The sequence below is a fragment of the Cycloclasticus sp. PY97N genome (assembly GCF_002443175.1).
Taxonomy (GTDB): Bacteria; Pseudomonadota; Gammaproteobacteria; order Methylococcales; family Cycloclasticaceae; genus Cycloclasticus; species Cycloclasticus pugetii.
In genome coordinates this window covers 2158572-2185113 of record NZ_CP023664.1, presented here as the reverse complement: position 1 = coordinate 2185113, position 26542 = coordinate 2158572, and the positions used below count along the sequence as shown (strand labels likewise).

At 41.6% G+C, this 26542-nt stretch carries 27 protein-coding genes; 24 read left to right on the top strand and 3 right to left on the bottom strand.

Annotated features, from left to right (window positions below; all coding sequences use genetic code 11):
* The first annotated feature begins 225 nt into the window (after positions 1–225).
* The 19 genes from CPC19_RS10555 (at position 226) to fabB (ending at position 17807) form a co-directional block, all read left to right on the top strand.
* Positions 226–1587: a Rieske 2Fe-2S domain-containing protein gene (locus CPC19_RS10555; RefSeq protein ID WP_015005311.1), complete on the top strand. Its 1362-nt coding sequence runs from the start codon at positions 226–228 to the stop codon at positions 1585–1587.
* Between the two features lies 1 nt (position 1588).
* Complete coding sequence (locus CPC19_RS10550; protein WP_015005312.1) at positions 1589–2080, top strand: aromatic-ring-hydroxylating dioxygenase subunit beta; 492 nt, start codon at positions 1589–1591, stop codon at positions 2078–2080.
* Positions 2081–2512: 432 nt separating this feature from the next.
* Positions 2513–3232 carry an FAD-binding oxidoreductase gene (locus CPC19_RS10545; RefSeq protein WP_016389832.1) on the top strand — a complete coding sequence of 240 codons (720 nt, stop codon included), beginning with the start codon at positions 2513–2515 and terminating at the stop codon, positions 3230–3232.
* A gap of 12 nt (positions 3233–3244) precedes the next feature.
* A complete protein-coding gene (locus CPC19_RS10540; protein WP_016389831.1) occupies positions 3245–3610 on the top strand; it encodes a 2Fe-2S iron-sulfur cluster-binding protein in 366 nt (121 codons plus the stop codon).
* A 155-nt stretch (positions 3611–3765) separates the two neighbouring features.
* Positions 3766–4701, top strand: coding sequence for a catechol 2,3-dioxygenase (locus CPC19_RS10535; protein WP_236610511.1), 936 nt, complete (start codon positions 3766–3768; stop codon positions 4699–4701).
* 340 nt (positions 4702–5041) lie between these two features.
* Entirely contained in the window at positions 5042–5962 is a 921-nt protein-coding gene (locus CPC19_RS10530; protein ID WP_096910798.1) for a catechol 2,3-dioxygenase, read from the top strand.
* A 4-nt stretch (positions 5963–5966) separates the two neighbouring features.
* The gene (locus CPC19_RS10525) at positions 5967–6398 is read left to right on the top strand and encodes a heme-binding protein (RefSeq protein ID WP_015005316.1); all 432 of its coding nucleotides are present in this window, start codon (positions 5967–5969) and stop codon (positions 6396–6398) included.
* 34 nt (positions 6399–6432) lie between these two features.
* Positions 6433–7884: a 2-hydroxymuconic semialdehyde dehydrogenase gene (locus tag CPC19_RS10520; protein ID WP_016389827.1), complete on the top strand. Its 1452-nt coding sequence runs from the start codon at positions 6433–6435 to the stop codon at positions 7882–7884.
* Positions 7885–7893: 9 nt separating this feature from the next.
* Positions 7894–8679: a 2-oxopent-4-enoate hydratase gene (gene dmpE / locus CPC19_RS10515; RefSeq protein ID WP_015005318.1), complete on the top strand. Its 786-nt coding sequence runs from the start codon at positions 7894–7896 to the stop codon at positions 8677–8679.
* Positions 8680–8704: 25 nt separating this feature from the next.
* Positions 8705–9610, top strand: a complete 906-nt coding sequence (locus tag CPC19_RS10510) for an acetaldehyde dehydrogenase (acetylating) (RefSeq protein WP_016389826.1) — start codon at positions 8705–8707, stop codon at positions 9608–9610.
* A gap of 10 nt (positions 9611–9620) precedes the next feature.
* A complete protein-coding gene (gene dmpG / locus CPC19_RS10505) occupies positions 9621–10643 on the top strand; it encodes a 4-hydroxy-2-oxovalerate aldolase (protein WP_016389825.1) in 1023 nt (340 codons plus the stop codon).
* Between the two features lie 11 nt (positions 10644–10654).
* Complete coding sequence (gene dmpH / locus CPC19_RS10500) at positions 10655–11446, top strand: 2-oxo-3-hexenedioate decarboxylase (RefSeq protein WP_015005321.1); 792 nt, start codon at positions 10655–10657, stop codon at positions 11444–11446.
* Between the two features lie 13 nt (positions 11447–11459).
* The gene (locus CPC19_RS10495; RefSeq protein WP_015005322.1) at positions 11460–11651 is read left to right on the top strand and encodes a 2-hydroxymuconate tautomerase; all 192 of its coding nucleotides are present in this window, start codon (positions 11460–11462) and stop codon (positions 11649–11651) included.
* Between the two features lie 158 nt (positions 11652–11809).
* Positions 11810–12841, top strand: a complete 1032-nt coding sequence (locus CPC19_RS10490; protein WP_016389824.1) for an LLM class flavin-dependent oxidoreductase — start codon at positions 11810–11812, stop codon at positions 12839–12841.
* 9 nt (positions 12842–12850) lie between these two features.
* Positions 12851–13681: an alpha/beta fold hydrolase gene (locus tag CPC19_RS10485; protein ID WP_015005325.1), complete on the top strand. Its 831-nt coding sequence runs from the start codon at positions 12851–12853 to the stop codon at positions 13679–13681.
* A 19-nt stretch (positions 13682–13700) separates the two neighbouring features.
* On the top strand, positions 13701–14660 hold the full coding sequence (locus tag CPC19_RS10480) for a ketopantoate reductase family protein (RefSeq protein ID WP_015005326.1): 960 nt from the start codon (positions 13701–13703) through the stop codon (positions 14658–14660).
* A 6-nt stretch (positions 14661–14666) separates the two neighbouring features.
* Entirely contained in the window at positions 14667–15968 is a 1302-nt protein-coding gene (locus CPC19_RS10475; protein ID WP_015005327.1) for a hypothetical protein, read from the top strand.
* Between the two features lie 93 nt (positions 15969–16061).
* Entirely contained in the window at positions 16062–16577 is a 516-nt protein-coding gene (fabA, locus tag CPC19_RS10470; protein WP_026362564.1) for a 3-hydroxyacyl-[acyl-carrier-protein] dehydratase FabA, read from the top strand.
* 12 nt (positions 16578–16589) lie between these two features.
* Complete coding sequence (gene fabB / locus CPC19_RS10465) at positions 16590–17807, top strand: beta-ketoacyl-ACP synthase I (protein WP_015005329.1); 1218 nt, start codon at positions 16590–16592, stop codon at positions 17805–17807.
* 65 nt (positions 17808–17872) lie between these two features.
* On the opposite strand, the gene CPC19_RS10460 is transcribed toward fabB, so the two are convergent.
* The 3 genes from CPC19_RS10460 to CPC19_RS10450 form a co-directional block, all read right to left on the bottom strand.
* Positions 17873–18475 (bottom strand): FKBP-type peptidyl-prolyl cis-trans isomerase, encoded by a 603-nt coding sequence (locus CPC19_RS10460; protein WP_015005330.1) that lies wholly within the window; start codon positions 18473–18475, stop codon positions 17873–17875.
* Positions 18476–18592: 117 nt separating this feature from the next.
* A complete protein-coding gene (locus CPC19_RS10455; protein ID WP_015005331.1) occupies positions 18593–18832 on the bottom strand; it encodes a hypothetical protein in 240 nt (79 codons plus the stop codon).
* Positions 18833–18928: 96 nt separating this feature from the next.
* The gene (locus CPC19_RS10450; protein ID WP_015005332.1) at positions 18929–21196 is read right to left on the bottom strand and encodes an NADP-dependent malic enzyme; all 2268 of its coding nucleotides are present in this window, start codon (positions 21194–21196) and stop codon (positions 18929–18931) included.
* A gap of 122 nt (positions 21197–21318) precedes the next feature.
* On the opposite strand from CPC19_RS10450, the gene CPC19_RS10445 reads away from it, so the two are divergent.
* From CPC19_RS10445 to CPC19_RS10425, 5 genes are all read left to right on the top strand, one after another.
* Positions 21319–22245, top strand: a complete 927-nt coding sequence (locus CPC19_RS10445) for an ABC transporter ATP-binding protein (RefSeq protein WP_016389823.1) — start codon at positions 21319–21321, stop codon at positions 22243–22245.
* The gene (locus CPC19_RS10440) at positions 22238–23011 is read left to right on the top strand and encodes an ABC transporter permease (RefSeq protein ID WP_015005334.1); all 774 of its coding nucleotides are present in this window, start codon (positions 22238–22240) and stop codon (positions 23009–23011) included. Before CPC19_RS10445 ends, CPC19_RS10440 begins: the two co-directional genes overlap by 8 nt.
* A gap of 166 nt (positions 23012–23177) precedes the next feature.
* Positions 23178–24521 (top strand): Na(+)-translocating NADH-quinone reductase subunit A, encoded by a 1344-nt coding sequence (locus tag CPC19_RS10435; RefSeq protein ID WP_015005335.1) that lies wholly within the window; start codon positions 23178–23180, stop codon positions 24519–24521.
* Positions 24521–25726 (top strand): NADH:ubiquinone reductase (Na(+)-transporting) subunit B, encoded by a 1206-nt coding sequence (locus tag CPC19_RS10430; RefSeq protein WP_015005336.1) that lies wholly within the window; start codon positions 24521–24523, stop codon positions 25724–25726. The genes CPC19_RS10435 and CPC19_RS10430 overlap by 1 nt, the downstream gene beginning before the upstream one ends.
* Positions 25719–26540 carry a Na(+)-translocating NADH-quinone reductase subunit C gene (locus CPC19_RS10425; RefSeq protein WP_015005337.1) on the top strand — a complete coding sequence of 274 codons (822 nt, stop codon included), beginning with the start codon at positions 25719–25721 and terminating at the stop codon, positions 26538–26540. The genes CPC19_RS10430 and CPC19_RS10425 overlap by 8 nt, the downstream gene beginning before the upstream one ends.
* Positions 26541–26542 lie beyond the last annotated feature (2 nt).

Below are 26542 nucleotides of genomic sequence, written 5' to 3'. Positions count from 1 at the left end.
GTTTGGTAACTGGTTGCTAGCTAATAGCGTGTTAATGATCATAAATAAGCAGCTTTATTAAATTAGCTTTTTATGGAAGTTTTTGAATTTTTATCAAGTAAATGATGTAAGTCATGGCTGGAAAAGTTTATATTGATATAGTTCAATTACTCAAACGACAGAGTTAGTTGAGAATAAGATTAATGATGCAGCCGAGTTAACAGGCTGATAAAAGGAGAATAAAGAATGGGTAAACAAAATAAAATCGATTTTGGGAGCTATTTGATCGAGGATAAAGAGCAGGGTATTTACCGTGCTGATAGAAGGGTCTTCACTGACGAAGAAATTTTTGACATGGAAATGAAAACCATTTTTGAAAAAAACTGGGTTTATCTTTGCCATGAAAGCCAAATTAAAAACCCCAATGATTTCTTTACAACATATATGGGGCGTCAACCCGTTATTATTACGCGTGATAAAGACGGTGAAATACATGGCTTTATTAATGCCTGTTCACACAGGGGTGCGCAACTGGTAAACACTGCATGCGGTAATAAGCGTAAAATGGTTTGCCCATTTCATATGTGGACGTACGACATGAAAGGGAAATTACTGGATTGTGGTGAGCATAAAAACAGTGTCGGCTATAGTGAGAGCTTCGATAAAGATAATTTAGGCCTTCAAACAATAGGTGATATTGAAAGCTACAGAGGTTTTGTTTTTGGTGTGCTGGATGACAATGCATGTAGTTTAAAAGAGTTCTTAGGCGAGGCGACGCACTCGATAGATCTACTTGTAGATCAGGCTGAGGGAGGCCTAGAGGTGTTACCGGGTATAACAACCTATACCTATAATGGAAATTGGAAATTACAAGCGGAAAATGGTGTGGATGGTTATCATTTAGAAGCTATTCATGGCAATTATGTAATGACGTTAGCCAATCGTAAAAAAATCCAAGCAGAGAATGACGCAGTGAAAGCAGCAGATGTGGGCGCGATGTCGACAGGATCTACTGGGGAGCTACCGGGTGGTTACTACCACTTTGGGAATGGTCATGTGATGTTATGGGGAAAATTCCCTAGTGCCCAAGATCGTCCACTTTATGTTGGTGGGCAGATGCCAGCGCTACGAGAAAAATTTGGAGAGGCGCGAGCAGAATTTATGGCGGGTTTTTTACGTAATACCTGCATCTATCCAAACGTATTCTTAATGGATCAAATGAGTACGCAGATTCGCCATTTCCGCCCTATTTCTGTTGATAAAACAGAAGTAACAACCTATTGTGTTGCACCGGTTGGGGAGTCAGATGAAGCCCGTGAGCGCCGTATTCGGCAGTATGAGGATTTCTTTAATGCAACAGGCATGGCAACACCGGATGATTTAACAGCATTCAATAACAGCCAGATAGGCTTTATGGGTGAAAAACAACGTTGGAGTGATATGTGTCGTGGGGCAATGAATACGGTTGAAGGGCCAGAAAAAGTTGCTAAAACTGTTGGAATTAACCCTGTTGAGTCAGGTACTAACCTTGAAGATGAAGGTATTATGGTTGCGCAGCATAAGCGGTGGGCCGAGATGATGGCTGAAGGCCAAGCGGAGGAAAGTTAAGATGGATTCAGTATTAAAAGAACAAGCCATAGATGTAATTATTAATGAGGCTGCCGCTCTAGACCATAAGCAGTGGGATGATTGGATTAATTTATATACAAAAGATGCTACCTATTGGATGCCATCATGGATTGATGAATATACTCAAACGAGTAACCCTAAGCGTGAAATTTCATTGATTTATTATGGTAATCGCTCAGGTCTTGAGGATAGAGTGTATAGAATCAGAACAGAATTGGCTTATTCTGCCAGTCCATTACCTAGAACGTGTCATATGAACAGCAACTTTAGAGTGTCTGAAAATGATGAAGGTGAGATTGTTGTTCATTCGTCTTGGGTGACACACAGTTATCATTCTAAAGTGAGTCGTAATGCTTTTGGTGTTCAAGAGCACCGTTTACGTAAAGTGGATGGTGAGTTGAAAATCTGCTATAGAAAAATCACGTTACACAATGATGTTGTTGATACTGTATTAGATGTTTATAGTGTTTAGTATATAAAGTAAAAGTAGTATATAAAGCAAAAAGCCCTAGCAGACTTGTCGCTAGGGCTTTTTTATTTGCCCTACAATCGACTTTGTAAAGGTAATGTTTATAAGTTTTTTTAATATAGGGTCTTGAATGTTCTTTTATAGGGTTAGGATTTGCTTCAATAAATAAAGTTGTATTTTACTAATTTTGTATAATATAAAAGAGATTGGATTTTCTATTGTGCAAGGAATTCGTTTCGCAAGATAAACTGACTAAGGTTGCGATGACGAGTATGAAGTGCACTGTTTAACTAAGGGAGACTAGTTATGGCTATATGTTTAGTGAGTTCAATAGAAAAATTAAAAAAGTGAGCAGTGCGCTCATGATATAAAAAGTATCGGGCTTGGTTGTTGTTACCATGTTATGTGCTTTAATTATTAAAAAGAGAGTTTTGGATGGAAGTAACGCATAAGGGGCAAGTCGTTTATTCTGGCTTTGTCAGCAAGGGTATTATTTTACTTAGAATTGAACTGCTTGAGCCTAAGTCGCTCGAATTTAAAGCCGGTCAATATTTGGCGGTCTTATTACCAAATTTGGATAAGGCGTCATATTATTCAATTGCCTCTTCACCGAATAAAAAAGGTGAGGTGGAGCTGTTAGTGAAAGAAGATAAATTGGGAACAGGTGCAGCTTATTTATATTCACTAAAAGCCGGAGATGTTGTTCAATTACACATGCCAATGGGTGACGCTTATTTACGAGAAGACAGTAAGCGGAATTTGATCTTTGTGGCGGGGGCATCTGGTGCAAGTTATATTCGTTCGATGATTCATTATTTGGATGAGACCGATCAATTAGCTAATCGTGAAGTGCATTATTTTTTAGGTTGTCGTGAAGAGAGTGAGTTACTAGAGTCTGATTTTATGCAGGCTTTAGCAGAGAAATATAGCGGCTTCCATTATCACCCGGCTTTATCGCACCAAGAAGATTGGGAGGGGCATACGGGCTTAATTACAGAGGTGGTTGATCGACTAACGCCTAATGATCTGTCTGAGTGGCAAGTCTATAGTGCTGGTTCACCTGCAATGGTGAAAGCAGTGGCAGACGAACTGATTGCAAATAAGAATTTGAAGCCATCAGCATTCTTTTCAGACTTATATACTCCAGAAGTTTAACGACTTGTATTAATGCTTATGACTGATGTAGTGCGTGATGAAGCTCAAAATTTTGTTATCACAATAGAAAACACAGGGGAAAGTTTTAAGTGCCAGCCAAATCGGCATCTTTTATCTGCAATGTCGAGAATGGGTAAAAAAGGTATTCCGTCGGGTTGTCAGGGAGGGGGTTGTGGTGTCTGTAAAATACAAATAAATTCTGGATTGTATGACACTAAAAAAATGAGCAGGGCGCATGTATCTTCCGATGAGGAAGCATCTGGCAGTGTCTTGGCGTGTAGAGTGTTCCCCCGCAGCGACCTGAGTTTGAGCGTTATTGGTAAGTTACAAAAAAACATTGTAAAGGAAAGTACTAAAACACCCTGGTCCACATCTTAATGACCTAAAACTCCAATAAATAACCTTGTATAGAAAAGCCCTTATAGATAAGGGCTTTTCTGATTTAAATCAATGCAATATGAGGTATATCTTGCCACCATCAGGTCGGTAATTATTTGCGATTTAAATCAGAAAGAGGAGGTGTTATGGGTGTCATGAGAATAAGTCATATCAATATCCGAGTTTTGGATATGGAGGCGTCTGTAAAACATTACGTAAATGTAATTGGTATGAAAGTAGTACATACAGATACGGCAGGCAATGTTTATTTGAAATGTTGGGATGAGTGGGATAAATATTCCGTGATTTTGACCGAGGCTGATATAGCAGGAGTGATAAACCTGGGCTATAAAGTAGAAAGCAATGCGGATTTGGATGAGTTTAAAAGGCGCATTACTCAGTACGGTGTTGTGGTAGAGGATATTGCGGAAGGGGGGCTGCCATTTGTTGGCCGCGTATTAAAATTTAATATACCTAGTGGGCATGAAATGTATCTATATGCCGATAAAGAGTATGTTGGTACTGAGGTAGGTGCGGTTAACCCAGAACCCTGGCCGGATGGTTTGCAAGGAGCCGGCGTACATTGGCTAGATCACGCCTTGCTAATGAGTGAGTTCGACCTTGGTAACGGGGTTAATAAGGTTGAAGAAAATACGAGATTCATGATCGATGTTTTAGATTTTTATCTGGTAGAGCAAATCTTGGTAGGGCCTGAAGGCAATGAGCAATTAGCAACATGGCTATCGGTTAGTAATACACCGCATGATATTGCCTTTGTTGGTGGGCCTATTAATGGTTTACATCATCTCGCCTTCTATATGGATAGTTGGGATGATGTGTTAAAGGCCGCCGATGTTATGGGTAAGAATAAAGTGAAAATTGATGTGACGCCACAACGGCATGGGGTAACAAGAGGCTACACAATTTATTTCTTTGATCCATCAGGAAATAGAAACGAAACCTTCGGAGGCTTAGGCTACTTGGCGCAACGCGATAGACCAGTGACGACTTGGACCGAAGACCAGATCGGCAGTGGTATTTTCTACCATACGGGTGTTTTGAATGAAACCTTCACAACAGTATATACATAAGCAAAAACGATATGTGAATTGTTGATTTGTTATACATCTAAAAAAGCCACGTAAGGTACTTACGTGGCTTTTTTAGCCAATTGAATCAACGAAATGGCCTTAAACTGAGGGGCTAAAAAGTCATCATTTAAATAAAGCATAATTAATAATGATCAACTTTGAATGACAGGGGGTAAAGGATGTTGTGAGGCAATATGGTATTAGAAGCTTTCCAACAATATGGTATTATGTATGATTGGGCTTTTACAAAAAATTGTATCGCGGTAAAGTGTGTTGATCGCATTAAATAGTTATAGTGCAACGTAATTTCAAAAAATTAATAGAGATAGGAGAGCTAACCATGGCAATGACAGGTATTTTACGTCCAGGACATACCCAACTAAGAGTGTTGGATATGGAAGAATCACTAAACCATTATTGTGAAAATATTGGTCTGATAGAAACTGACCGAGATGATCAGGGTCGTGTCTATCTTAAATGTTGGGATGAGCAAGATAAGTTTTCGCTAGTGTTGGAGCCTTCAGATCGCTCAGGTATGGACCACATGGCGTTTAAAGTCGCAACAGAGCAAGATTTGTGGCGTTATGAGTCTAATGTTAAAAACTTTGGTATTGAAACAAAAAGAATTCCTGCTGGCGAATTAAAGGGCTGTGGTGAACGGGTTCGCTTTGTCGCGCCTGCTGGTCATACCTTTGATTTATATGCTGAAAAAGAACAAGTGGGTAACGGTCTTCCAACCACTAACCCTGCTCCTTGGCCAAGAGGTTTGAAAGGAATGGAGCCCATTCGTTTTGATCATTGTTTATTGTATGGTAATAATTTTGAAGAAAACTTTAAATTTTTTACCGAAGCATTAGATTTCCAATTAACTGAGCAAATAGTTGATGGTGAAACTCAACTGGCAGCATTTTTAACGTGTAGCACTAAGGCGCATGATGTTGCCTTTATCCGTTCTGAAAAATCAGGTCAATTACACCATGCTTCATTTTTATTAAGTTCTTGGGAAGGCGTATTAAAAGCAGGTGATATTATTTCGATGGAAGATATTCCATTGGAAACTGGCCCAACACGACATGGTTTAACTCGAGGACAAACGATCTATTTCTTTGATCCATCACGTAACCGTAACGAAGTATTCGCTGAAGATAGCTACGTGTATCCCGATAGCCCTGTCTTAACATGGACAGCAGATAATATTGGTCAGGCTATTTTCTATCACTCTCGTCAATTGGTTGAGAGTTTTATGGGCGTTACGTCTTAGTGTTATGTCTAGCAGTATTGTAACTAAAAATATTTCCACCGAAGCAGCTTTTACTGCGGTGCAAGCTGCAGTCGAAAAAGCAAAAGAAATTGGCATTAACATTTGTGTGTCGGTTGTGGATCGCGGGGCGTCAGAAATGGCATTTTTGCGTATGAATAAGTCGTTTCTACCCTCCATGACAATTGCTAAGGATAAAGCGTACACAGCTGCAGGCTTTGGGTTTCCTACAATGCAGTGGGGTGAAGTGCTTCAAGGTAAGACCCAGTTGCAAGCGGGCATAGCTGGGCGACCGAATGTAGTGACTTTTGGTGGCGGTTTGCCAATTTTTGAAGGTGAAGACGTTATAGGTGCGATTGGTGTCTCAGGTGGTTCAGAAGAAGAAGATATTCTTTGCGCGCAAGCTGGCGTAGATGCGATTGATTATGTCTTGGTTTAATTACATTATTATTTAGTAAAGGTTCTAAAAAAATATGAGAGAAATAAAAGGGTTTATTAATGGTGAGTTTGTTGGTTCTGGTGGTTTTGGTGAAATATATTCACCAGCAACAGGAGAACTGGTCTGCCAATATCACAAAACTAGCATAGAGCAAGTTGGCGAAGCAGTAGATGCTGCCCGCATAGCACTAAAAGGGCCTTGGGCTGGTTACTCTATCCAAGATCGTGTGGATATTTTATATAAAATTGCCGACGGTATTAATGCGCGTTTTGATGAATTTTTAGAGGCTGAGTGTTTAGATACGGGTAAGCCTTATTCCTTAGCGAGTCATATTGATATTCCCCGAGGCGCTGCTAATTTTAAAATTTTTGCAGATACGATTAAAAATGTTGGGGATGAAGCTTTTCACATGCCGACACCAGACGGTACAGGCGCGCTAAACTATACAGTTCATAAGCCTAAAGGTGTGATTGGTGTTATTGGTCCTTGGAACTTACCTTTGTTATTGATGACATGGAAAATTGCTCCCGCGTTAGCATGTGGTAATACAGTCATTGTAAAGCCTTCTGAAGAAACACAATTAACATCCACTTTATTGGGTGAGGTAATGAACGAGGCAGGGGTGCCAAAAGGCGTTTATAACGTTATTCTGGGCAAAGGTCGTGAAGTGGGTGAAGCCTTGATTACGAACCCAGGCCTAGATGCGATTACTTTCACAGGCTCAACAGCAACGGGTGAGCGTATTGCAGCTGCGGCTTCGGTAGGTGTTCGCGATTCATCGCTAGAACTCGGTGGAAAAAATGCGGGCATTGTTTTTGCTGACTGTGACATGGATAAAGCGATTGAAGGAACATTACGCTCGGCATTTGCTAACTGTGGGCAGGTTTGCCTCGGAACAGAGCGAGTATATGTTGAACGACCAATTTTTGACGAGTTTGTACAACGTTTAAAAGAAGGCGCTGAAGCGCTTAAATTAGGTCGACCTGAAGACCCCGAAACCAATATGGGGCCATTAATTAGTAAATCACACCGTGAAAAAGTATTGAGCTACTATCAAGCGGCAGTGGATGAAGGCGCAACAGTCGTAACAGGTGGTGGTATTCCTGACATGCCTGAAGACTTAGCTGGTGGTTATTGGATAGAACCAACTATCTGGACAGGGTTGCCAGAAACAGCTAAGGTTGTGCAAGAAGAAATCTTCGGCCCGTGCACACACATCACACCATTTGATACAGAAGCAGAAGCCATCGAGTTAGCAAACGATACTCCTTATGGTCTAGCTTCATCTGTTTGGACAGAAAATGTTACTCGCGCACACCGAGTTGCCGCTCAAATGGAAACGGGTATTTGCTGGGTTAATAGCTGGTTCCTAAGAGATTTACGTACACCTTTCGGTGGTGCAAAGCAATCTGGAACAGGCCGTGAAGGTGGCCATTATTCATTGGAGTTCTATTCAGAGCTGACCAATATTTGTGTGAAACTATAAGGAATAAAAATGGATCAAGATAAAATAATTCAATACGGCGATGAGCTGTATGAGGCGCTTATTACGCAACAAACAATTGCGCCGATTACCGAGCGTTCACCAGAGGTGACGATTGAAGATGCCTATAAAATTCAACATCAAATGATTCAACGTCGTCTTGACGCGGGTGAAAAAGTTGTCGGTAAAAAAGTAGGTTGTACCAGCAAAGTTGTGATGGATATGCTTGGTGTAAACCAGCCTGATTTTGGTTACCTATTAAGTGACATGGTGATGTCAGAAGGACAGGATATTCCTATCTCTGAAAAAATGATTCAACCGAAAGCAGAAGGCGAGATAGCATTCGTTCTAAAAAAAGACTTGTGTGGGCCAGGCTTAACCAATGCGGATATTTTGGCGGCGACAGAAGCAGTAATGCCTTGTTTCGAAATTGTTGACTCACGAATCACGGATTGGAAAATTAAAATTCAAGATACAGTAGCTGATAATGCATCATGTGGTTATCTTGTATTAGGTGGAACGGCTGTTGATCCACGCAAAGTAGATTTAAGCGTATGTGGTCTAACACTCGAAAAAAATGGCGAATTAATGCACACAGGTGCGGGAGCAGCAGCACTTGGTTCACCTGTTAATGCAATGACTTGGTTAGCTAATACGATGGGTGCCTTAGGCGTAACATTAAAAGCCGGTGAAGTTATTTTATCAGGCGCATTATGCATGATGGTTGATGCTAAAGCAGGCGATTCTATGCGAGTTAGTGTAGGCGGCATTGGTTCAGCATCTGTTCGCTTTGTTTAAGCGTAAAATTTTAGGAGATTAGTAAATGGCAATAAATTGCGCAATGATTGGTTCCGGTAATATCGGCACCGACCTAATGGCTAAGCTACAACGTAGTCCAAATTTAAACCCGCTGTGGATGGTAGGTATTGATCCTGACTCAGAGGGCTTATTAAAAGCTCGAGAAGCAGGCCTAAAAACCACGCATGAAGGTGTAGATGGCTTAATTCCACATATTGAAGAAGATAATATACAAATTGCATTTGATGCAACGTCTGCATATGTACACGGGGAAAATAACCGTAAATTGCAAGAAAAAGGCGTGTTAGTGATTGATTTAACGCCGGCAGCTATTGGCCCATTTTGTGTTCCACCTGTTAACTTGAAAGAGCATGTGGGTGAGCAAGAAATGAACGTTAATATGGTGACCTGTGGTGGCCAAGCAACGATACCGATGGTGGCTGCTGTGAGCCAAGTTCAGGCAGTAGAGTACGGTGAAATTGTTGCAACAGTTGCATCAAAATCAGCAGGCCCGGGCACACGGAAAAATATTGATGAATTCACAAGAACGACAGCCCGAGCCGTTGAAGAAATTGGTGGTGCTAAGAAAGGCAAAGCGATTATTATTTTAAACCCTGCAGAGCCACCTTTAATTATGAGGGATACTGTTCATTGCTTAACTGAAGAAGAACCAGATCAAAAAGCAATTACAGAATCAGTTCACGCAATGATTAAAGAAGTGCAAAAATATGTGCCAGGCTATAAGTTAAAAAATGGACCAATTTTTGATGGACATAGAGTTAGTATATTTCTAGAGGTTGAAGGGCTAGGAGATTACCTTCCAAAGTATGCCGGTAATTTGGATATTATGACGGCTGCTGGGACAAGAACAGCAGAAATGTTTGCCGAAGAGATTGAAAACGGCACACTGACATTAACCAAATTAGCTTAGGGGGTTGGTGATGAATTTAAAAGGTAAAAAAATTAAGTTACACGATAATGCGTTACGTGATGGTATGCACTCAGTCAGCCATCAGTTCTCATTAGACGATATGGTTAGGATGGCTGTTGCGTTGGATGAAGCTGGAATGCCATTAATCGAAGTAACACATGGAGATGGCTTAGGCGGCTCTTCAGTAAACTATGGGTTTGGAAAACATTCGAACCGTGAATATCTTGAAGCAGTTGTACCAAAAATGAAGAATGCCAAAATATCAGCATTGTTACTGCCTGGTTTAGGTACGGTCGATGATCTTGCGATGGCAGCTGACTGTGGTATTTCAACAATCCGTGTGGCCACACACTGTACAGAAGCTGATGTTTCTGAGCAGCACATCCAAAAAGGACGTGAATATGGCTTAGATACGGTTGGTTTTTTGATGATGGCGCATATGACATCACCTGAGGCATTGTTAGAGCAAGCTAAAAAAATGGTTGATTACGGTGCAAACTGTATTTATGCAACAGACTCAGCGGGTTACCTGTTGCCAGATGATGTAACCGATCGAATTGCCGCATTAAGAGCGGAATTTAGCGATGATATCGAAATCGGTTTTCATGGTCATCACAACATGGCAATGGGTATTTCAAATTCACTAGCGGCAATTGAAGCAGGGGCTACTCGTATTGATGGTTCTGTTGCAGGCTTTGGAGCAGGTGCAGGTAATACACCACTAGAAGTGATGGTCGCGGTTTGTAATCGAATGGGCATTGAAACTGGTGTTGATGTCGATAAGCTTATGGACGTCGCTGAAGATATTGCACTTCCGTTAATGCCAACACCAACACGTATTGACAGAGACTCTTTAACGTTAGGCTATGCAGGCGTCTATTCATCATTTTTGCTTCATGCAAAAAGAGCAGAGAAAAACCATGGCGTGCCAGCACGAGAAATCTTAATGGCATTAGGTGAAATGGGTGCAGTAGGCGGTCAAGAAGACATGATCGAAGATGTTGCCTTAGAGATTAAAAAGAAATCAGCGTAAGAGGAACTATTATGGCTTTAGATAAAGCAACAATTGAACAGTTAGCAGAGCACCTAGAAAATGCTGAGCTTAACTGCACAGAAGTAACAAAAATAACAAATGATTATCCAGAAATCACCTGGGATGAAGCACTCGATGTACAGTGGGAGATTCGTCGTCGAAAAGAAGCACGAGGTAACAAGATTGTTGGTCTAAAAATGGGCTTAACATCGATGGCAAAAATGCGCCAGATGGGAGTAGAAACACCTTGTTATGGTTTTTTGGCTGATTATTTTAGTATTCCTGATGGTGGTGAAGTTAAGATCTCTGAGTTAATTCACCCGAAAGTAGAAGCAGAAGTTGCGTTTGTAACAAAAAAAGAATTAAGTGGACCAGGCTGTCACATTGGTGATGTTTTGTCAGCAACAGATTTTATTGTTCCAGCCGTGGAAATTATTGACTCACGTTATAAAGACTTTAAATTTGACCTTAAGAGTGTGATTGCTGATAACTCTTCTTCATCACGCTTTGTAACAGGGGGTCGTATGCTACCGGTTGAAGATTTGGATCTTAAAACAATCGGTGTGGTCATGGAGATCAATGGTGAAGTAGTAGAGTTAGGTGCTGGTGCAGCTATTCTAGGTCACCCTGCAGCAAGTGTTGCAATGCTGGCTAATCTGTTGGCGGAACGTGGAGAGGTTATTCCTGCTGGTACGTTTATTATGGCTGGGGCTATTACCCCTGCTATTGCAGTTAAAGCAGGTGATAATGTTTCAGTGCGTTATCAAGATCTAGGCACTGTGACAATGCGATTTGTTGATTAACGGGAGAAAGTAAATGCCAATAGCACATATTCATATGATGGAAGGTCGAACTGATGAGCAAAAAGCTGCGGTTATTGAAAAGGTAACCGATGCGCTTTGTGAAGCAGTCGATGCGCCACGTCAAAACGTTCGCGTATTAATTCAAGAAGTACCTAATACACAGTTTGGAATTGGTGGTAAAACTGCAAAATCGTTAGGTCGTTAAGCGACGACACGTTTTAAGTTATCGGTTTTATTGAAAACACTTAAAAGCCCTAGCAATGAAAGTTGTTTAGGGCTTTTTTGTATTTTTTGATAACTGTCATCGACGAGAGAATACAAATCCATTTAATATAAATGCCTTTTTAAATTTCCCCTTAAATAATGAAAAACATAAAACTAAGCGTTCTTGATCAATCTCCTGTCCATGATAATCAGCCAGAATCTAGCGGATTATTTTCTACCATTGAATTGGCAAAAGCATGCGATGAGGTAGGTTATCACCGGTATTGGGTCGCAGAGCATCATGCAACCCCGGGCTATGCAAGCCCTTGTCCTGAAATGATGGTGAATAATGTCGCTCATGCTACAAAACGCATTAGAGTGGGCAGCGGTGGAGTCATGTTGCCGCACTACAGTGCGTTTAAGGTGGCTGAAACATTTAAAATGTTGGAGGCATTTCATCCGGGCCGTATTGATTTAGGAGTAGGGCGTGCGCCAGGTGGACACCCAATTTCATCGGCTGCTATTTCAGCGCCAAGGCAAACGGTTCCCTCCGAATACTACCCTAGTCAAACGCAAGATTTGATAGGGTATTTAAGTAACAATCTGCCTGAGGATCATCCTTATAGTCAAGCCGTTGTGGTACCAACCGATGTGGGCGCACCACCAGTTTGGATGTTAGGTTCGAGTGATGGCAGTGCTGAGATGGCGGGTGTGTTAGGCGCAGGTTTTGTGTTGGCGCTATTTATTGGAACACATGATAGACCCCCAGAGATCATACAACGCTACCGCAAGGCATTTAAACAAGGTGGTAGTCTAGACAAAGCAGAAGCAATTATTGCAGTCGCGTCTATTTGTGCAGACTCTAAAGAAGAGGCGGAGCTCATCGCAAGTAGCCATACATATTGGAAAGTTCAGGCCTTTCGTCATGGCAAGATTGACAGCTTTTTCTCGCCTGAAGAGGTGATGGATAAAAAGAAACAGTTATCCCTCTCTGATCAAGCGTACTACGATGAAACATTAGCAACAATGGTTACCGGCACACCTGAGCAATGTCAGTCACGTTTAGAGCAAATTGCAGAGTTATACGATGTTGAAGAATTAATGATTGTTAATGTGACTCATTCCTTTAAACCTCGCATAGCCTCCTATAAAATGTTGGCTCAACAATTCGGTTTATTAAATAACATCTAGGAGACAATCATGAGTTCCAATCCAGAAATTGCCAACAGCATTCAAACGGGTGCCTTTAAAACTAATTACCACGATGAAGGTGAAGGGTATCCAGTATTTATGATTCATGGATCTGGACCTGGTGTAACGGCTTGGGCTAATTGGCGTTTAGTTATTCCTGTATTGGCTGAGCACTATCGTGTGATTGCCCCTGATATGGCGGGTTTTGGTTTTACCGAACGTTTAGAAAACTATGAATATACAATGGATAATTGGGTTCAACATGCTGTTGATCTAATGGATGCATTGGGTATTGAGAAAGCACATTTAGTTGGTAATTCATTTGGCGGCGGCTTAGCGATAGCGCTTGCAATTAAGCACCCTGAACGAGTTAATCGTCTTGTTTTAATGGGCGCGGCCGGCGTTGAATTTGAATTAACAGCAGGCTTGGATGAGGTTTGGGGTTATGAGCCATCAGTGGCAAATATGCGTAAAATGATGGATTTATTTGCTTATGATCGAAGCTTAGTGACTGATGAGTTAGCTGAACTTCGTTATAAGGCAACTATCCAGCCAGGGTTCCAAGAGTCATTTAGTAAAATGTTCCCTGCACCTCGTCAACGTTGGGTTGACGCGCTTGCTAGTGACCCTGAAGATATTAAGAAGATTCAACACGAAACATTGATGGTTCATGGTCGTGAAGATGTTGTGGTTCCGCCTATTACATCAAAGACCTTTTTTGAATTATTGCCAAACTCGCAACTGCATATGTTTGGAAAATGTGGACATTGGACTCAAATAGAACAAAATGCACGGTTTAACAAGTTGGTATTAGATTTCTTTACAGAAGCGGATCAATAAACTTAGGTAAGAAAATTAAGTGAACTTTGCAATTATAGGTGCTGGCGGTATAGGTTGTTACTATGCCGCCAGGCTAATTCAGGCTGGTGAGACTGTTACGTTGGTCGCTCGAGGCGCTCACTTACAGGCTATGCAAGGGCAGGGTCTAGAAGTTAAACACGCCGAGTTAGTGTTTAACCTACAGGTTAGTGCCGTTAGTCTTGATAAATGGTTTGAAACAACACGACCAGAACAGCTTGATGTTATTGTTGTGTGCTTGAAAAGTATGCAAACAGCGGGCTTTGCGCGTCAACTTGATGCTTGGTTAAAGAAGTATCCAAAAAATGAATTGCCCTATGTTTTATCTTTGCAAAATGGTGTCGATAATGAGCAGCAGCTTAGTTCAGTATTGCCAGCTGGTTTGGTTTTGGGTGGTATTGCTCGCCGGATAGGTGCGCATATTGTTAAACCAGGTGTGGTTGAGTCAATTGGCCCTGCGCAGGTCATTTTAGGTTTGTGGCCCAATCATCAAAAAATCAGTGCTAAAACCGAGCAAAGAATAAACGAGATAGCTCGTTGCTTTAACTCTGCAGAAATTCCAACAGAGGTCTCTAAAGATATTAATAAAGAACTATGGCGTAAGTTAATTATTAATAATGGTCTTAACCCAGTATGTACCTTGTTAGAAAAAGAGACCGGGCAGGTAACACCTGATGTGCGTCTATTACCACTCATACGTGGTGCAATGGAAGAATCAGTGCTGGCAGCAAAAGCTAATGGGGTTGAGTTATCTCAAGAAGATCTCGAAGATATGCTTGAATTGATTTCAACGTTTGATTCTATAAAGCCTTCCATGCTGGTTGACCGCGAAAAGGGTCGCCCGTTAGAAATTGAAGAGATTTGTGGCGTTGTCATTAAAGGCTGTGAAAGGATGGGAAAAGATGCGCCATATAACCGAACTATCGCCACGTTATTACGCCTTGCTGTAGAAACTTCTTAGACTTTAATGTCTTATCTTATAAAGGCTGCAGGGCCGTTATTAATACTTAGTTTTGTGTTAACAGTTTTTAATGCTTGGGTTCCAAATAATATTGAAGGACTTCAGGGCGTGTTTACATGGCTTGCCGGCATTATTTTATTTTTTGATTTGGCGGTTAAGCAAAAAAAGATCATCCTGACCATTGCGACTTTTGCCATCATGAGCTGGTTGGTGGCATGGCAAACTGGTGAAATAGCTCATATTGATAAAGCATTTTCAGCAAATCAGTTAATGATTGTAATGCTGATTGGGGTGCAGTTTTTACAATTAGTGGCCTTGCCCGTTGATAAGAAAGCAAAGGCTTTACCGACAGGCGTCAAAGCCTTTGTTAGAACTTACCTAGGTGTTCACTTCTTTGGCTCGGTCATCAATCTATCAGCTGTATTATTGGTGGCAGATAGAATGGTAAAAGAGGCGCAGCTATCAATGAATCAACAGAAGTTGTTGACGAGAGCGTTTACATCGGGCGCCCATTGGTCGCCATTTTTTGCTGCTTTTGCAGCAGCGTTAGTTTTTACGCCCGAAGCTTCGCTGCCCATTGTGATGGTCGTTGGTTTTGGATTGGCCGTGCTTGCATTTTTGATTACATTTTTCGAAGCTAAGGCAAATAAGCAGGAGGGTATCGAAGAGTTTATTGGTTACCCAGTACGGTTTGAAGCATTGTGGCTGCCAGTTGGCTTGGTCATATTAGTAGCATTGGCTCATTATGCTTTTCCTGCGGTTAGTGTGCTTATATTAATAGCAATGTGCTCCTTGCTATTAAGCTTGGTGGTTTTGCTGTTAAGGCAGGGGTTAAGCAAAGGGGGTATGGGTTTCATTCATTATGGGGTGAACAGGCTTCCGCAAATGAAAAATGAGCTGCTTCTATTTCTTATTGCAGGTGTGTTTGGCTCAGGATTGGCGGCAGCCCTTGATGGCTTGTCGATAGCTATTCCGTTTCAGCACTTCGATGGCTTTGTGGCATCCGTTATTTTGCTATGGATGTTTGTATTAGCTATTTTGGGCGTTCATCCGGTTATCAGTATCGCTGTTATTGGGCATTGGATTATAAGTATTGAGCCAAATCAAACGTTACTGGCGATTACGTTTTTAATGGCTTGGGCGATTGGGGTGTCGGCAAGCCCAATATCTGGAATTAATCTTGCGCTACATGGGCGCTACGGTGCGTCAGGGCAGCAAATTTTCAAATGGAATATAGCGTATGCGTCAAAGTTATATTTATTTGATTGCGTTATTTTAATGGCGGCTGGTTACTTACTTGGTGTTTAAGATGCTCGCTCAATTGCTTGATAACAAGTATCATATAGCATTGTAAATCCATCATGGGCCATAACACTTTAAGGAAGCAGTATTTTGACAGAGATTAAGAAACAGAATTCATTTAATAAAGAAGAATTATTGAGCTGTGGAAGAGGGGAGCTATTTGGCCCTGGGAATGCACAGCTTCCTATGCCAAATATGTTAATGGTCGATAGAGTTATATCCATTACAGAAGATGGCGGTTCAAATGGTAAAGGGCAAATTATTGCGGAGTTAGATATTACTCCCGACCTGTGGTTTTTTGAATGCCACTTTCCGGGTGACCCCGTCATGCCTGGTTGCCTTGGCTTAGATGCAATGTGGCAATTAGTTGGCTTTTATTTAGGCTGGAAAGGTGGCTTAGGACGAGGACGAGCGTTAGGAGTGGGTGAGTTAAAATTTACGGGGCAAGTACTACCAACGGCCAAGAAAGTGACTTATAAAATTGATTTAAAACGAGTTATTATGCGTAAATTAGTGATGGGTATTGCTGATGCGGTGATGGAAGTGGACGGAAAAGTAATTTATGAAGCAAAGGATTTGCGTGTAGGGTTATTTACTTCAACTGAAAATTTCTAAAAAAGGTTAAATATGAGACGGGTTGTTATTACAGGCATGGGTATTGTTTCATCACTAGGTAGTGATGTAGATACTGTTGCAGATTCGCTTAAAACTGGGAAATCAGGTATTAGCTATAGGGAAGCGTACAAAGAAAAAGGTTTTCGAAGCCATGTCGCTGGTGTGCCAGATATAAATCTAGACGAATTAATAGACCGTAAGGCTCGACGCTTTATGGGAGACGCTGCTGCTTATGCCTATGTGTCAATGCAGCAAGCGATTGATGATGCAGGTTTGACAGAAGAGGAAGTATCAAACCCTAAAACTGGGCTTATCATGGGCTCTGGTGGAGCGTCTACAAAGAATGTTGATGAAGCTATTAACTTATTGAATACGAAAGGTATTCGTCGAGTTGGGCCTTATATGGTACCAAGAACGATGAGCAGCACAGTATCAGCAGGACTGTCTACACCCTACAAGATTAAAGGCGTTAACTATTCGATAACTTCTGCTTGCGCGACCAGTTCACATTGTATTGGTAATGCTATGGAGCTTATTCAATTAGGTAAACAAGATCGTGTTTTTGCTGGTGGCGGCGAAGAGGAGCATTGGTCATTAACAATGATGTTTGATGCGATGGGCGCCTTATCAACAAAAAGAAATGATACTCCCGACACTGCTTCACGAGCCTATGATGCAGACCGTGATGGTTTTGTAATAGCTGGTGGTGGTGGTGTAGTAGTGGTAGAAGCCCTGGATGTTGCATTGGCTAGAGGTGCGAAAATATATGCTGAATTAGTTGGTTACGGCGCTACTTCAGATGGTTACGATATGGTGGCTCCGTCGGGTGAGGGTGCAACGCGTTGTATGCAAATGGCCTTAGAGAATGTCGATACACCTGTCGATTATATTAATGCGCATGGCACCAGTACACCGGTAGGTGACATGGCTGAGCTTAAAGCAGTAAAAGCCGCTTTTGGTGATAAGGTACCACCGATCAGTTCTACGAAGTCATTATCGGGTCATTCTTTAGGGGCAGCGGGTGTGCAAGAGGCCATTTATTGTTTATTGATGATGAAGGATAACTTTATAACAGCCTCAGCAAATATTGACCAATTAGATGAGGCAGCTGAAGCGGCTAATATTGTTATGGAAACTCAGACAGGTGTTGAGTTGAATACAGTAATGTCAAACAGCTTTGGTTTTGGTGGAACAAATGCGACCCTAGTGCTAAAGCGTTACGAAGACTAACATTAAGGTTATAGAAGCAAAAAAAACCGGTCAATGACCGGTTTTTTTTGCTTTGAAACTTAGTGTTATTTAATCGCTAACAATTCCATTTCAAAAATCAGTGTTTCATTTGGTCCAATCGCACCACCTGCACCTTGTTCACCGTAAGCCAATTCAGAAGGAATAAACACTTTCCATTTTGTGCCAACTTCCATCAGTTGTAGTGCTTCTTGCCAACCCGGGATAACGCCATTTACTGGGAATGTAGCTGGCTCGCCACGCTTAATAGAGCTGTCAAACACAGTGCCATTGATAAGTGTGCCTTCATAATGCACTTCAACAGTATCTGTTGCTTGAGGTTTTTCGCCTGTGCCTTGATTGATAACAATGTATTGCAGGCCGCTTTCTAGAACTTGTACCCCTTCAGTTGCAAGGTTGTCTTTTAAGAACTGAATGCTTTTATCAGCGTTGTTGTTTTTTGCTTCGTTAGCTTTTTCCTGCATTTCTTTTTGGAATGCTTCAATAACTGCTTGCATTTCTGCAGGGTTTAAAAGGCTAGGGTCGCCATTTAAGCTGTGTGTAAGGCCTAAAACGAGGGATTCGGTTTCAACATCTAGTTTATCTTGACGGATACCGCCACCAATTTGTTGGCCCATTGTGTAGCTAAGCTTTTGCTTTTCTGTTTCCAAAATACAGTCCTATTAAGTAAAGTTAAACGACCATTCTACAATAAATAGACGCAAAACTATAGCAGATGGGAATTCACCTTAATTAATGCTGAGCTTTAGTTGTGTTTTGAAGGGGGGTTAGGCTCTAATATCTATTATGCTGCCAATAACATCGCCAGCTGTTTGTGCGACTCGGGTTGATACTTGAACTTGCTGTTGTGCTTGTTGTAACGCGAGGAGCTCTTTGGCTGTCTCTTGACTAGATTGCTCGCCGCTTAACTGCTCATTACTGGCCAGTTTCTGGCTTGCATTGCTTGCCTGATTAAGACCGTTGTTAATGCCTAAGAGGGCGTTTTGGTTGATAGAGCTAACGTTCATATCAGTATTTTAGAGTAATTTACGTAATAATTATAGTTAACAAACCAACACCCGTAATGTGAAAGAAATCACATTATGGGTGTTTTATCGCTTAAATTAGCTAACCTCACCTTGTTCTGCAGAGCATAAAGCGGTCATGTTCAGGATTCGCCTGACAGAGGCAAAAGGCTTTAGAACGTGTACGGGTTTTTCTAAGCCCAATAAAATAGGGCCAATGGTTACCCCGTCACTTAAGATGCGAACCATGTTAAATGAAATGTTGGCGGCGTCTAAATTAGGGAAGATAAATAAATTAGCTTCACCGTTAAGTTTGGAGTCGTTTATCACGCCTTTTCTTAAATTTTCAAGCAACGCAGCATCGGCTTGAATTTCACCTTCAACTTCAAGTTGAGGATGTTTTTCATGAAGAATGCTAACAGCGCTGGACATTTTTTTTGCATCATCATCATTAGCGCTGCCAAAATTAGAATGTGATAGTAAGGCGGCTTTAGGGGTGATGCCAAATCGTTTAACATGGTTAGCAGACTGCAATGTCATGGCAACTAGCTCATCAGTAGTTGGGTTGTTGTTTACCATTGTGTCGCAAAAGAAGAAAACGCCTTTTTGTAATGAAATGGCGCTCAGTGCCGCTACATTTTTTACCCCGTCTGCTTTATCTAAAATATCGGTAATATGACCAAGGTGTCGGTGATAATTACCAACCATGCCACAAATCATAGCGTCAGCTTTGCCAAGCTTGACAAGTAAGGAGGCTAAGACGGTTGTTTTTGTCCGCACATAATTTTGCGCTAAGGTTAATGAAACACCTTTTCGCCCTTTTGCTTTATGGTATTCGGCAACACATTCGCGAAAGTAAGGGTTGTTGTCTGGTTCAATAATTTCAACTTGATCTAGTATTGATGTTTCAAGGCCTAATCGATCAATTTGTTCAATAATGACCTTTTTACGACCTACAAGAATGGGCGAGGCTAACTGCGAGTTAACGATCTCTTGTACGGCGCGAAGTACTCTTCCATTTTCCCCTTCGGCATAAACGACACGCTTTGGTGTGAGTTTGGCTTGCTCGAAAATGGGCTTCATGACCATACCTGAACGATAAACGTAGCGTTCAAGCGAGGCTCTGTAATGATTAAAGTCTTTAATTGGTTTGGTAGCAACACCACTTTCCATAGCGGCTTTGGCAACAGCTAATGGTATTTCAATAATAAGATTAGGATCGAAAGGACGAGGAATTAAGTATTCGGGTCCAAAAACAGGGGTCTTTCCAACATAACTATCACTGTCGTCATTTACTGCTTTTTGTGCCAACTTGGATAGCGCGCGGATACACGCGAGTTTCATTTCTTCGTTAATGGTAGTTGCGCCAACATCAAGTGCGCCCCTAAAGATATAAGGGAAACACAGCACATTATTCACTTGATTTGGATAGTCAGAGCGACCAGTTGCAATAATAGCGTCATCCCTTACTTCTTTAATCTCTTCGGGTAGTATTTCGGGTATGGGGTTAGCAAGTGCGAAGATGATAGGTGATTTGGCCATTTGTTTGACCATGTCTTTAGTCATCATGCCGGCACGTGATACGCCTAGGAAAATATCTGCTCCGACAGTGGCTTCGGCTAAGGTTCTGATGTCAGTTTTAGTCGCGTAGCGTTGTTTGCGATCATCCATTCCTTCAGTTCTGCCGTCATGGATAATCCCTTTACTGTCGCTGACGAGAATGTTTTCTCGTTTGAGGCCCATTTCAACAAGCATATCTAGGCATGCAATACCGGCCGCACCTGCTCCAGATGCAACAAGTCGAACCGTTGAAATGTCTTTATTGGCTACTTTTAAGCCGTTAAGGATAGCAGCGGCTGTGATAATGGCGGTGCCATGTTGGTCATCGTGGAAAACAGGGATGTCAATTTTTTCACGAAGCTTTTTTTCGATGAAGAAACATTCGGGTGCTTTAATATCTTCAAGGTTAATGCCGCCAAAGGTGGGTGCTAGGCTGGCCACAATATCAACAAATTTATCGGGGTCTTTTTCATTGATTTCAATGTCAAAGACATCTACGCCGCCAAACTTCTTAAACAGGACGCCTTTGCCTTCCATAACTGGTTTTGAGGCCAGTGGGCCTATATCCCCTAAGCCAAGGACGGCAGTACCATTGGTAATTACCGCCACTAGGTTGCTTCGTGCCGTATAAAGTGCGGCAGAAGAGGGGTCTTTGGCTATTTCTAAACAGGGTTCTGCCACGCCGGGGCTGTAAGCCAAAGCAAGGTCGGTTTGGTTACTCAGTGCTTTAGTCGGTGTAACTTCAATCTTTCCAGGCTTCGGATGTTGGTGATAATACAGCGCGTTCTTTATAGGCTTGTCAGACATAATTTAAGTAATAGTTTGGTTGATGTCGAAATGATAGTGTCATTATACGTTAAACTAGGCGGTTAATTGCTAACTTGGCTTACGAGTTAGATGTTTTATTTTTACAAATACAAGTTTTAAATATGAATGCACTTGAAATAAATCAGCTATACAAGCGTTACGATAACGACTTTCTTGCGGTTAAAGGTATAAATTTAGAGGTCAAGCAGGGAGATTTTTTTGCACTATTAGGTGCAAATGGCGCAGGCAAGTCCACCACAATAGGCATTGTGGCCTCGTTGGTTAATAAGACATCAGGTACTGTTAAAGTCTACGGGCATGATTTGGATACTGACCCGGAAGGGGTGAAGCGCTGTCTTGGTTTGGTGCCACAAGAGTTTAATTTTAATCAGTTTGAAAATGTCTTTGATATCGTTGTGTCTCAGGCCGGCTATTACGGTATTCCTCGAAAAAAAGCGCTGGAAAGAGCTGAGATTTGTCTAAAACAGCTAGAGCTTTGGGATAAGCGTAATGAGGCAGCAAGGGAGCTGTCAGGCGGTATGAAACGGCGGTTGATGATTGCGCGAGCATTGGTGCATGAGCCGAAATTACTAATACTCGACGAACCTACAGCTGGTGTTGATATTGAAATACGTCGGTCAATGTGGCGCTTTTTTAAGGAAATAAATGCTGCTGGAACGACGATAATTCTAACCACTCATTATCTAGAGGAAGCAGAAAGTCTGTGTAAGCATATTGCCATTATCAATAAAGGTAATGTGATTGAGAATATGGATATGAAGGGTTTGCTGGAAAAAGCAGATGAAGAAGTTTTTGTGCTGAGTCTTGAGCGACCGGAAAAAGAGCTGCCAGTAATAACGGGTTGTAGAATAGAGCGTTTGGATGAAACGACATGGCAGGTTAGCGTGCGCAAGGAGTCGGGAATACACGCCTTATTTGATGAGTTAACTCAATTGGGTATAAAAGTATCGGGTATTCGTAATGAATCAAACAGGCTAGAACAGCTGTTTCTTAAGTTATTAGTAAAGAAGGGTAAGGATAATGTTTAATAAAGAATACTGTGTTGCGCTAGAAACAATAACGTATAAGGAAGTTAGGCGTTTTCTACGTATTTGGGTGCAAACTTTATTGCCATCGGTGATTACTACAACGCTTTATTTTCTTATTTTTGGTACTTTAATTGGCTCAAGAATTGGGACGATGAATGGCTATGATTATATGGACTTTATTGTCCCTGGGCTTATTTTAATGGCGGTTATTAGTAATGCCTATTCAAATGTAGTTTCCTCTTTCTACAGTTCAAAATTCCAGCATAATATTGAAGAAATGTTGGTTGCACCTATTCCCGGTTGGATTATTTTGACAGGGTATATTTCTGGTGGGGTGCTGAGAGGGCTGATCGTGGGGGTTTTGGTGACGATTGTGTCCTTGTTTTTTACAGACTTAAATATTGCACACCCGGTGATGATGGTGGTTGTATTCTTGTTAACAGGGGTGTTGTTTTCAGCGGCGGGCTTTATTAATGCAGCCTATGCAAAAAGCTTTGATGATATTTCAATTGTGCCAACGTTTGTTTTGACGCCTTTGATATATTTGGGAGGGGTGTTTTATTCGATTGACTTATTGCCAGAGTTTTGGCAAAACGTATCATTACTCAATCCAGTGCTTTACATGATCGATGTATTTCGGTTTAGTATATTAGGGGAGTCTGATATACCGCTGTTATACGGCTTTATCGTTATTGCGACATTTATTGTTTTTATGTTGGGGGTCAGTTTAAGGCTACTTTCTAAGGGAATTGGTATAAGGAATTAGTTAACGAGATTGAATGATGCGGTGCGATAGGATAGAATTCGAAAAGTTTTATAAGTAATTTTTCTAGAAGTATTGACGGCAGGTCAGCGGGTTATAGTCGCTACTCGACATTAAACGTGCAGTCTGCTTAAACAAACAAACTTAAATCAATTAAGAAGCCTAATCAATGAACTACTTTAAGATCAAAGAAGGCTTGGACCTGCCAATTAAAGGCGCGCCAAGTCAAGTTATTTCAGAGGGTAATCAGGTTTCCAGTGTTGCCGTTTTTGGCGAAGACTACATAGATATGAAGCCTACCATGCTGGTTAAAGAAGGTGATCGTGTCAAGCTGGGGCAGATTTTATTTACCGATAAAAAAACCGAAGGTGTTAGTTTTACTTCGCCTGGTTGCGGGGTTGTCAAAAGCATTAACCGAGGTGCGAAACGTGTGTTACGCACGGTTGTTATTGAATTAGACGGTGACGATCAGGTTGAGTTTACCAAATACTCGTCTGAAAAATTAGCGAGCCTTGATGCGGTAGATGTTGTTAAGAACCTAACAGAATCAGGTTTATGGACAGCTTTTAGAACGCGTCCATTCAGTAAAGTACCTGCGCCAGCTACTCGACCTGTAGCGATTCATGTATCCGTTATGGATACTAATCCATTAGCGGCAGATCCAAGTGTTGTTATTGCCGAAGATGCAGATGCATTTAAAGATGGTTTAACAGTGATCTCTCGCCTGACAGAAGGAAAGGTGTATGTGAGTAAGGCTGTCGACGCAGACATAGCAGTTCCCGACGTGGTCGAAGTCGCTGAGTTTTCTGGACCGCATCCAGCAGGTCTTTCTGGTACACATATACATTTTATTGACCCTGTTCATTCGAAAAAAATTGCGTGGACCATTGGCTATCAAGATGTGATTGCCATTGGTAAATTATTTACATCGGGTCTTTTAAACGTTGAACGGGTCATTTCGTTAGCCGGCCCCAAAGTTCTTAAGCCGCGTCTTATTAAAACTAGACTGGGTGCAAATACAGAAGAGTTGGTTAGAAAAGAAATTGAGACGGGTAATGTGCGAATTATTTCGGGCTCTGTTTTGTCAGGTAGAAAAGCGAATAACTGGGCATCTTATTTAGGTCGTTACCATGTTCAGTTGTCAGTACTTCAAGAAGGAAGAGAGCGTCAGCTGCTAGGGTGGCTAAACCCAGCAGGCGAGAAATTCTCTTTTACAAATGCTCTGCTATCTAGTTTTAACCGTAAGAAAAAAATGGCAATGGATACATCAGCACACGGTAGTCCACGTGCCATGGTTCCTATTGGGGTATATGAAGGCGTGATGCCGTTGGATATTTTGCCAACACAATTACTTCGAGCCTTAGTTGTTATGGATGTTGATGCAGCTGAATCACTCGGTGCATTAGAACTAGACGAAGAAGATTTAGCGTTATGCTCATTTGTAGATTCAGGTAAGCATGATTTTGGTAAGGCGCTACGCGCTAATTTGGCACACATTGAGAAGGAGGGTTAATGTCTCGTTTAAGGAATTATTTAGATTCAATACACCCGAAGTTCGCTAAAGGCGGATCACTAGAGAAGTATTATGCGATTTATGAAATGGTGGATACCTTTTTATATACGCCTAAAGATGTTACCGCAGGCACAACGCATGTAAGAGATGCTATTGATTTAAAGCGTATCATGACGTATGTATTCATCGCGGCGTTACCTTGTGTGTTGATGGCAATGTGGAATACCGGCCATATGGCGAACATGGCGATGGCTGAGTTAAACATGACATCGCTAGATTCATGGCGTGGTTTTGTAACAAATGCGGTCGGCTATAACCCAGACAGTCTTGTGGCAAATATGGTACATGGTGCCATGTACTATATACCCATTTATGTTGTTACCGTATTAGTAGGCGGTATTTGGGAAGTCTTATTTGCAATTGTGCGAGGGCATGAGGTTAACGAAGGGTTTTTCGTTACATCAATGCTGTTTTCGCTGATTTTGCCGGCCACAATTCCTCTTTGGCAGGTAGCTATTGGTATTTCATTTGGTGTTGTTGTTGGTAAGGAAGTGTTTGGTGGTACAGGTAAAAACTTCTTGAACCCCGCGTTAACAGCACGTGCGTTTTTGTTTTTTGCTTATCCAGCTCAAATGTCAGGTGATGCTATTTGGACGGCTGTTGATGGGTTTAGCGGTGCGACGGCTTTAGGCATGGCTGCTGCGGGTGGTATTACAGCAGTAACGACATCAGGAATTACTTGGATGGATGCGTTCTTAGGAACGGTGCAAGGCTCAATGGGTGAAACCTCAACACTTGCGTGTTTAATTGGGGCGAGCTTTTTGTTATATACCCGAATTGCTTCGTATCGCATTATGTTAGGCGTCTTAGCTGGCATGATAGTCACCAGTACTATGCTTAATTTAATTGGTAGTGACACAAACCCTATGTTTGCAACACCTTGGTACTGGCATGCTGTATTAGGTGGTTTTGCATTTGGTGCCATCTATATGGCAACGGACCCTGTGAGTGCGGCGATGACAAACACGGGTCGATGGGTGTATGGTCTATTAATTGGTCTGATGGTGGTTTTAATTCGTGTGGTAAACCCTGCTTTCCCAGAGGGAATGATGTTGGCCATATTGTTTGCCAATATGTTTGCACCATTGATTGATTATTTTGTTGTTCAGTCAAACATCAAAAGAAGGGAGAAAAGAAATGCCTAATGAAAATGAAGCGAAGCCAGTAGGCAAAATGAACTTCCTCGCGTTATCAAACGATAGTACGCTTAAAACGTTCATCATGGCGACTTTAGTGTGCCTAGTATGTGCAGTTTTTGTGTCAATTTCAGCTGTTGCGCTTAAACCACTACAAGAACTTAATAAAGAGCTAGATAAGAAGAAAAATATTCTTCAAGTAGCGGGTTTGTATGAGCAAGGCGATGATATCGAAGCGGCTTTTTCAAAAATTGATATTAAGCTTGTTGATTTATCAACGGGTGAGTATGTCACCGATATGGATCCGGCAACATACGATGTAAGACGAGCAGCTAAAGACCCAAACTTGAATGTAACAATACCTAAGTCAGATGACCTTGCTAATATCAGGATGCGTCCGAAATATATGCCGGTTTATCAAGTGAAAGAAGGTGATGCTGTGAAGCAGCTAATTCTTCCAATCAATGGTTATGGTTTATGGTCAACCTTGTACGGTTTCCTTGCGGTAGAAAATGATGGCCAGACCATTGTTGGTTTAAGCTACTACGAACACGCAGAAACCCCAGGTTTAGGTGGGGAAGTAGATAACCCAAAATGGAAAAAAATATGGGATGGAAAGAAAATCTACGGACCAGAGGGTGATGTTGCAATTAAAGTCATTAAGGGAACGGTTGTTCCGAGTGCACCTAAAGCGGAATATCAAGTTGATGGTTTAGCAGGAGCAACATTAACAAGTCGTGGTGTGAGTAATATGCTGAAATATTGGATGGGCGCTGAAGGGTATCAACAATACCTGAATAAAGTTCAAGAGAATGGAGCGTAACG

What these genes read in the sequence shown, in the direction of transcription:
- fabB (WP_015005329.1), top strand. Translation starts at nt 16,590, where the DNA reads ATGAGACGGGTTGTTATTACAGGCATGGGTATTGTTTCATCACTAGGT.
- CPC19_RS10455 (WP_015005331.1), bottom strand. Translation starts at nt 18,832, where the DNA reads ATGAACGTTAGCTCTATCAACCAAAACGCCCTCTTAGGCATTAACAAC.
- CPC19_RS10485 (WP_015005325.1), top strand. Translation starts at nt 12,851, where the DNA reads ATGAGTTCCAATCCAGAAATTGCCAACAGCATTCAAACGGGTGCCTTT.
- CPC19_RS10510 (WP_016389826.1), top strand. Translation starts at nt 8,705, where the DNA reads ATGGCAATAAATTGCGCAATGATTGGTTCCGGTAATATCGGCACCGAC.
- dmpE (WP_015005318.1), top strand. Translation starts at nt 7,894, where the DNA reads ATGGATCAAGATAAAATAATTCAATACGGCGATGAGCTGTATGAGGCG.
- CPC19_RS10545 (WP_016389832.1), top strand. Translation starts at nt 2,513, where the DNA reads ATGGAAGTAACGCATAAGGGGCAAGTCGTTTATTCTGGCTTTGTCAGC.
- CPC19_RS10445 (WP_016389823.1), top strand. Translation starts at nt 21,319, where the DNA reads ATGAATGCACTTGAAATAAATCAGCTATACAAGCGTTACGATAACGAC.
- CPC19_RS10525 (WP_015005316.1), top strand. Translation starts at nt 5,967, where the DNA reads ATGTCTAGCAGTATTGTAACTAAAAATATTTCCACCGAAGCAGCTTTT.
- CPC19_RS10520 (WP_016389827.1), top strand. Translation starts at nt 6,433, where the DNA reads ATGAGAGAAATAAAAGGGTTTATTAATGGTGAGTTTGTTGGTTCTGGT.
- CPC19_RS10555 (WP_015005311.1), top strand. Translation starts at nt 226, where the DNA reads ATGGGTAAACAAAATAAAATCGATTTTGGGAGCTATTTGATCGAGGAT.
- CPC19_RS10540 (WP_016389831.1), top strand. Translation starts at nt 3,245, where the DNA reads ATGCTTATGACTGATGTAGTGCGTGATGAAGCTCAAAATTTTGTTATC.
- CPC19_RS10535 (WP_236610511.1), top strand. Translation starts at nt 3,766, where the DNA reads ATGAGAATAAGTCATATCAATATCCGAGTTTTGGATATGGAGGCGTCT.
- CPC19_RS10550 (WP_015005312.1), top strand. Translation starts at nt 1,589, where the DNA reads ATGGATTCAGTATTAAAAGAACAAGCCATAGATGTAATTATTAATGAG.
- CPC19_RS10435 (WP_015005335.1), top strand. Translation starts at nt 23,178, where the DNA reads ATGAACTACTTTAAGATCAAAGAAGGCTTGGACCTGCCAATTAAAGGC.
- CPC19_RS10490 (WP_016389824.1), top strand. Translation starts at nt 11,810, where the DNA reads ATGAAAAACATAAAACTAAGCGTTCTTGATCAATCTCCTGTCCATGAT.
- dmpG (WP_016389825.1), top strand. Translation starts at nt 9,621, where the DNA reads ATGAATTTAAAAGGTAAAAAAATTAAGTTACACGATAATGCGTTACGT.
- CPC19_RS10530 (WP_096910798.1), top strand. Translation starts at nt 5,042, where the DNA reads ATGGCAATGACAGGTATTTTACGTCCAGGACATACCCAACTAAGAGTG.
- dmpH (WP_015005321.1), top strand. Translation starts at nt 10,655, where the DNA reads ATGGCTTTAGATAAAGCAACAATTGAACAGTTAGCAGAGCACCTAGAA.
- CPC19_RS10450 (WP_015005332.1), bottom strand. Translation starts at nt 21,196, where the DNA reads ATGTCTGACAAGCCTATAAAGAACGCGCTGTATTATCACCAACATCCG.
- CPC19_RS10495 (WP_015005322.1), top strand. Translation starts at nt 11,460, where the DNA reads ATGCCAATAGCACATATTCATATGATGGAAGGTCGAACTGATGAGCAA.
- CPC19_RS10430 (WP_015005336.1), top strand. Translation starts at nt 24,521, where the DNA reads ATGTCTCGTTTAAGGAATTATTTAGATTCAATACACCCGAAGTTCGCT.
- CPC19_RS10440 (WP_015005334.1), top strand. Translation starts at nt 22,238, where the DNA reads ATGTTTAATAAAGAATACTGTGTTGCGCTAGAAACAATAACGTATAAG.
- CPC19_RS10475 (WP_015005327.1), top strand. Translation starts at nt 14,667, where the DNA reads ATGTCTTATCTTATAAAGGCTGCAGGGCCGTTATTAATACTTAGTTTT.
- CPC19_RS10425 (WP_015005337.1), top strand. Translation starts at nt 25,719, where the DNA reads ATGCCTAATGAAAATGAAGCGAAGCCAGTAGGCAAAATGAACTTCCTC.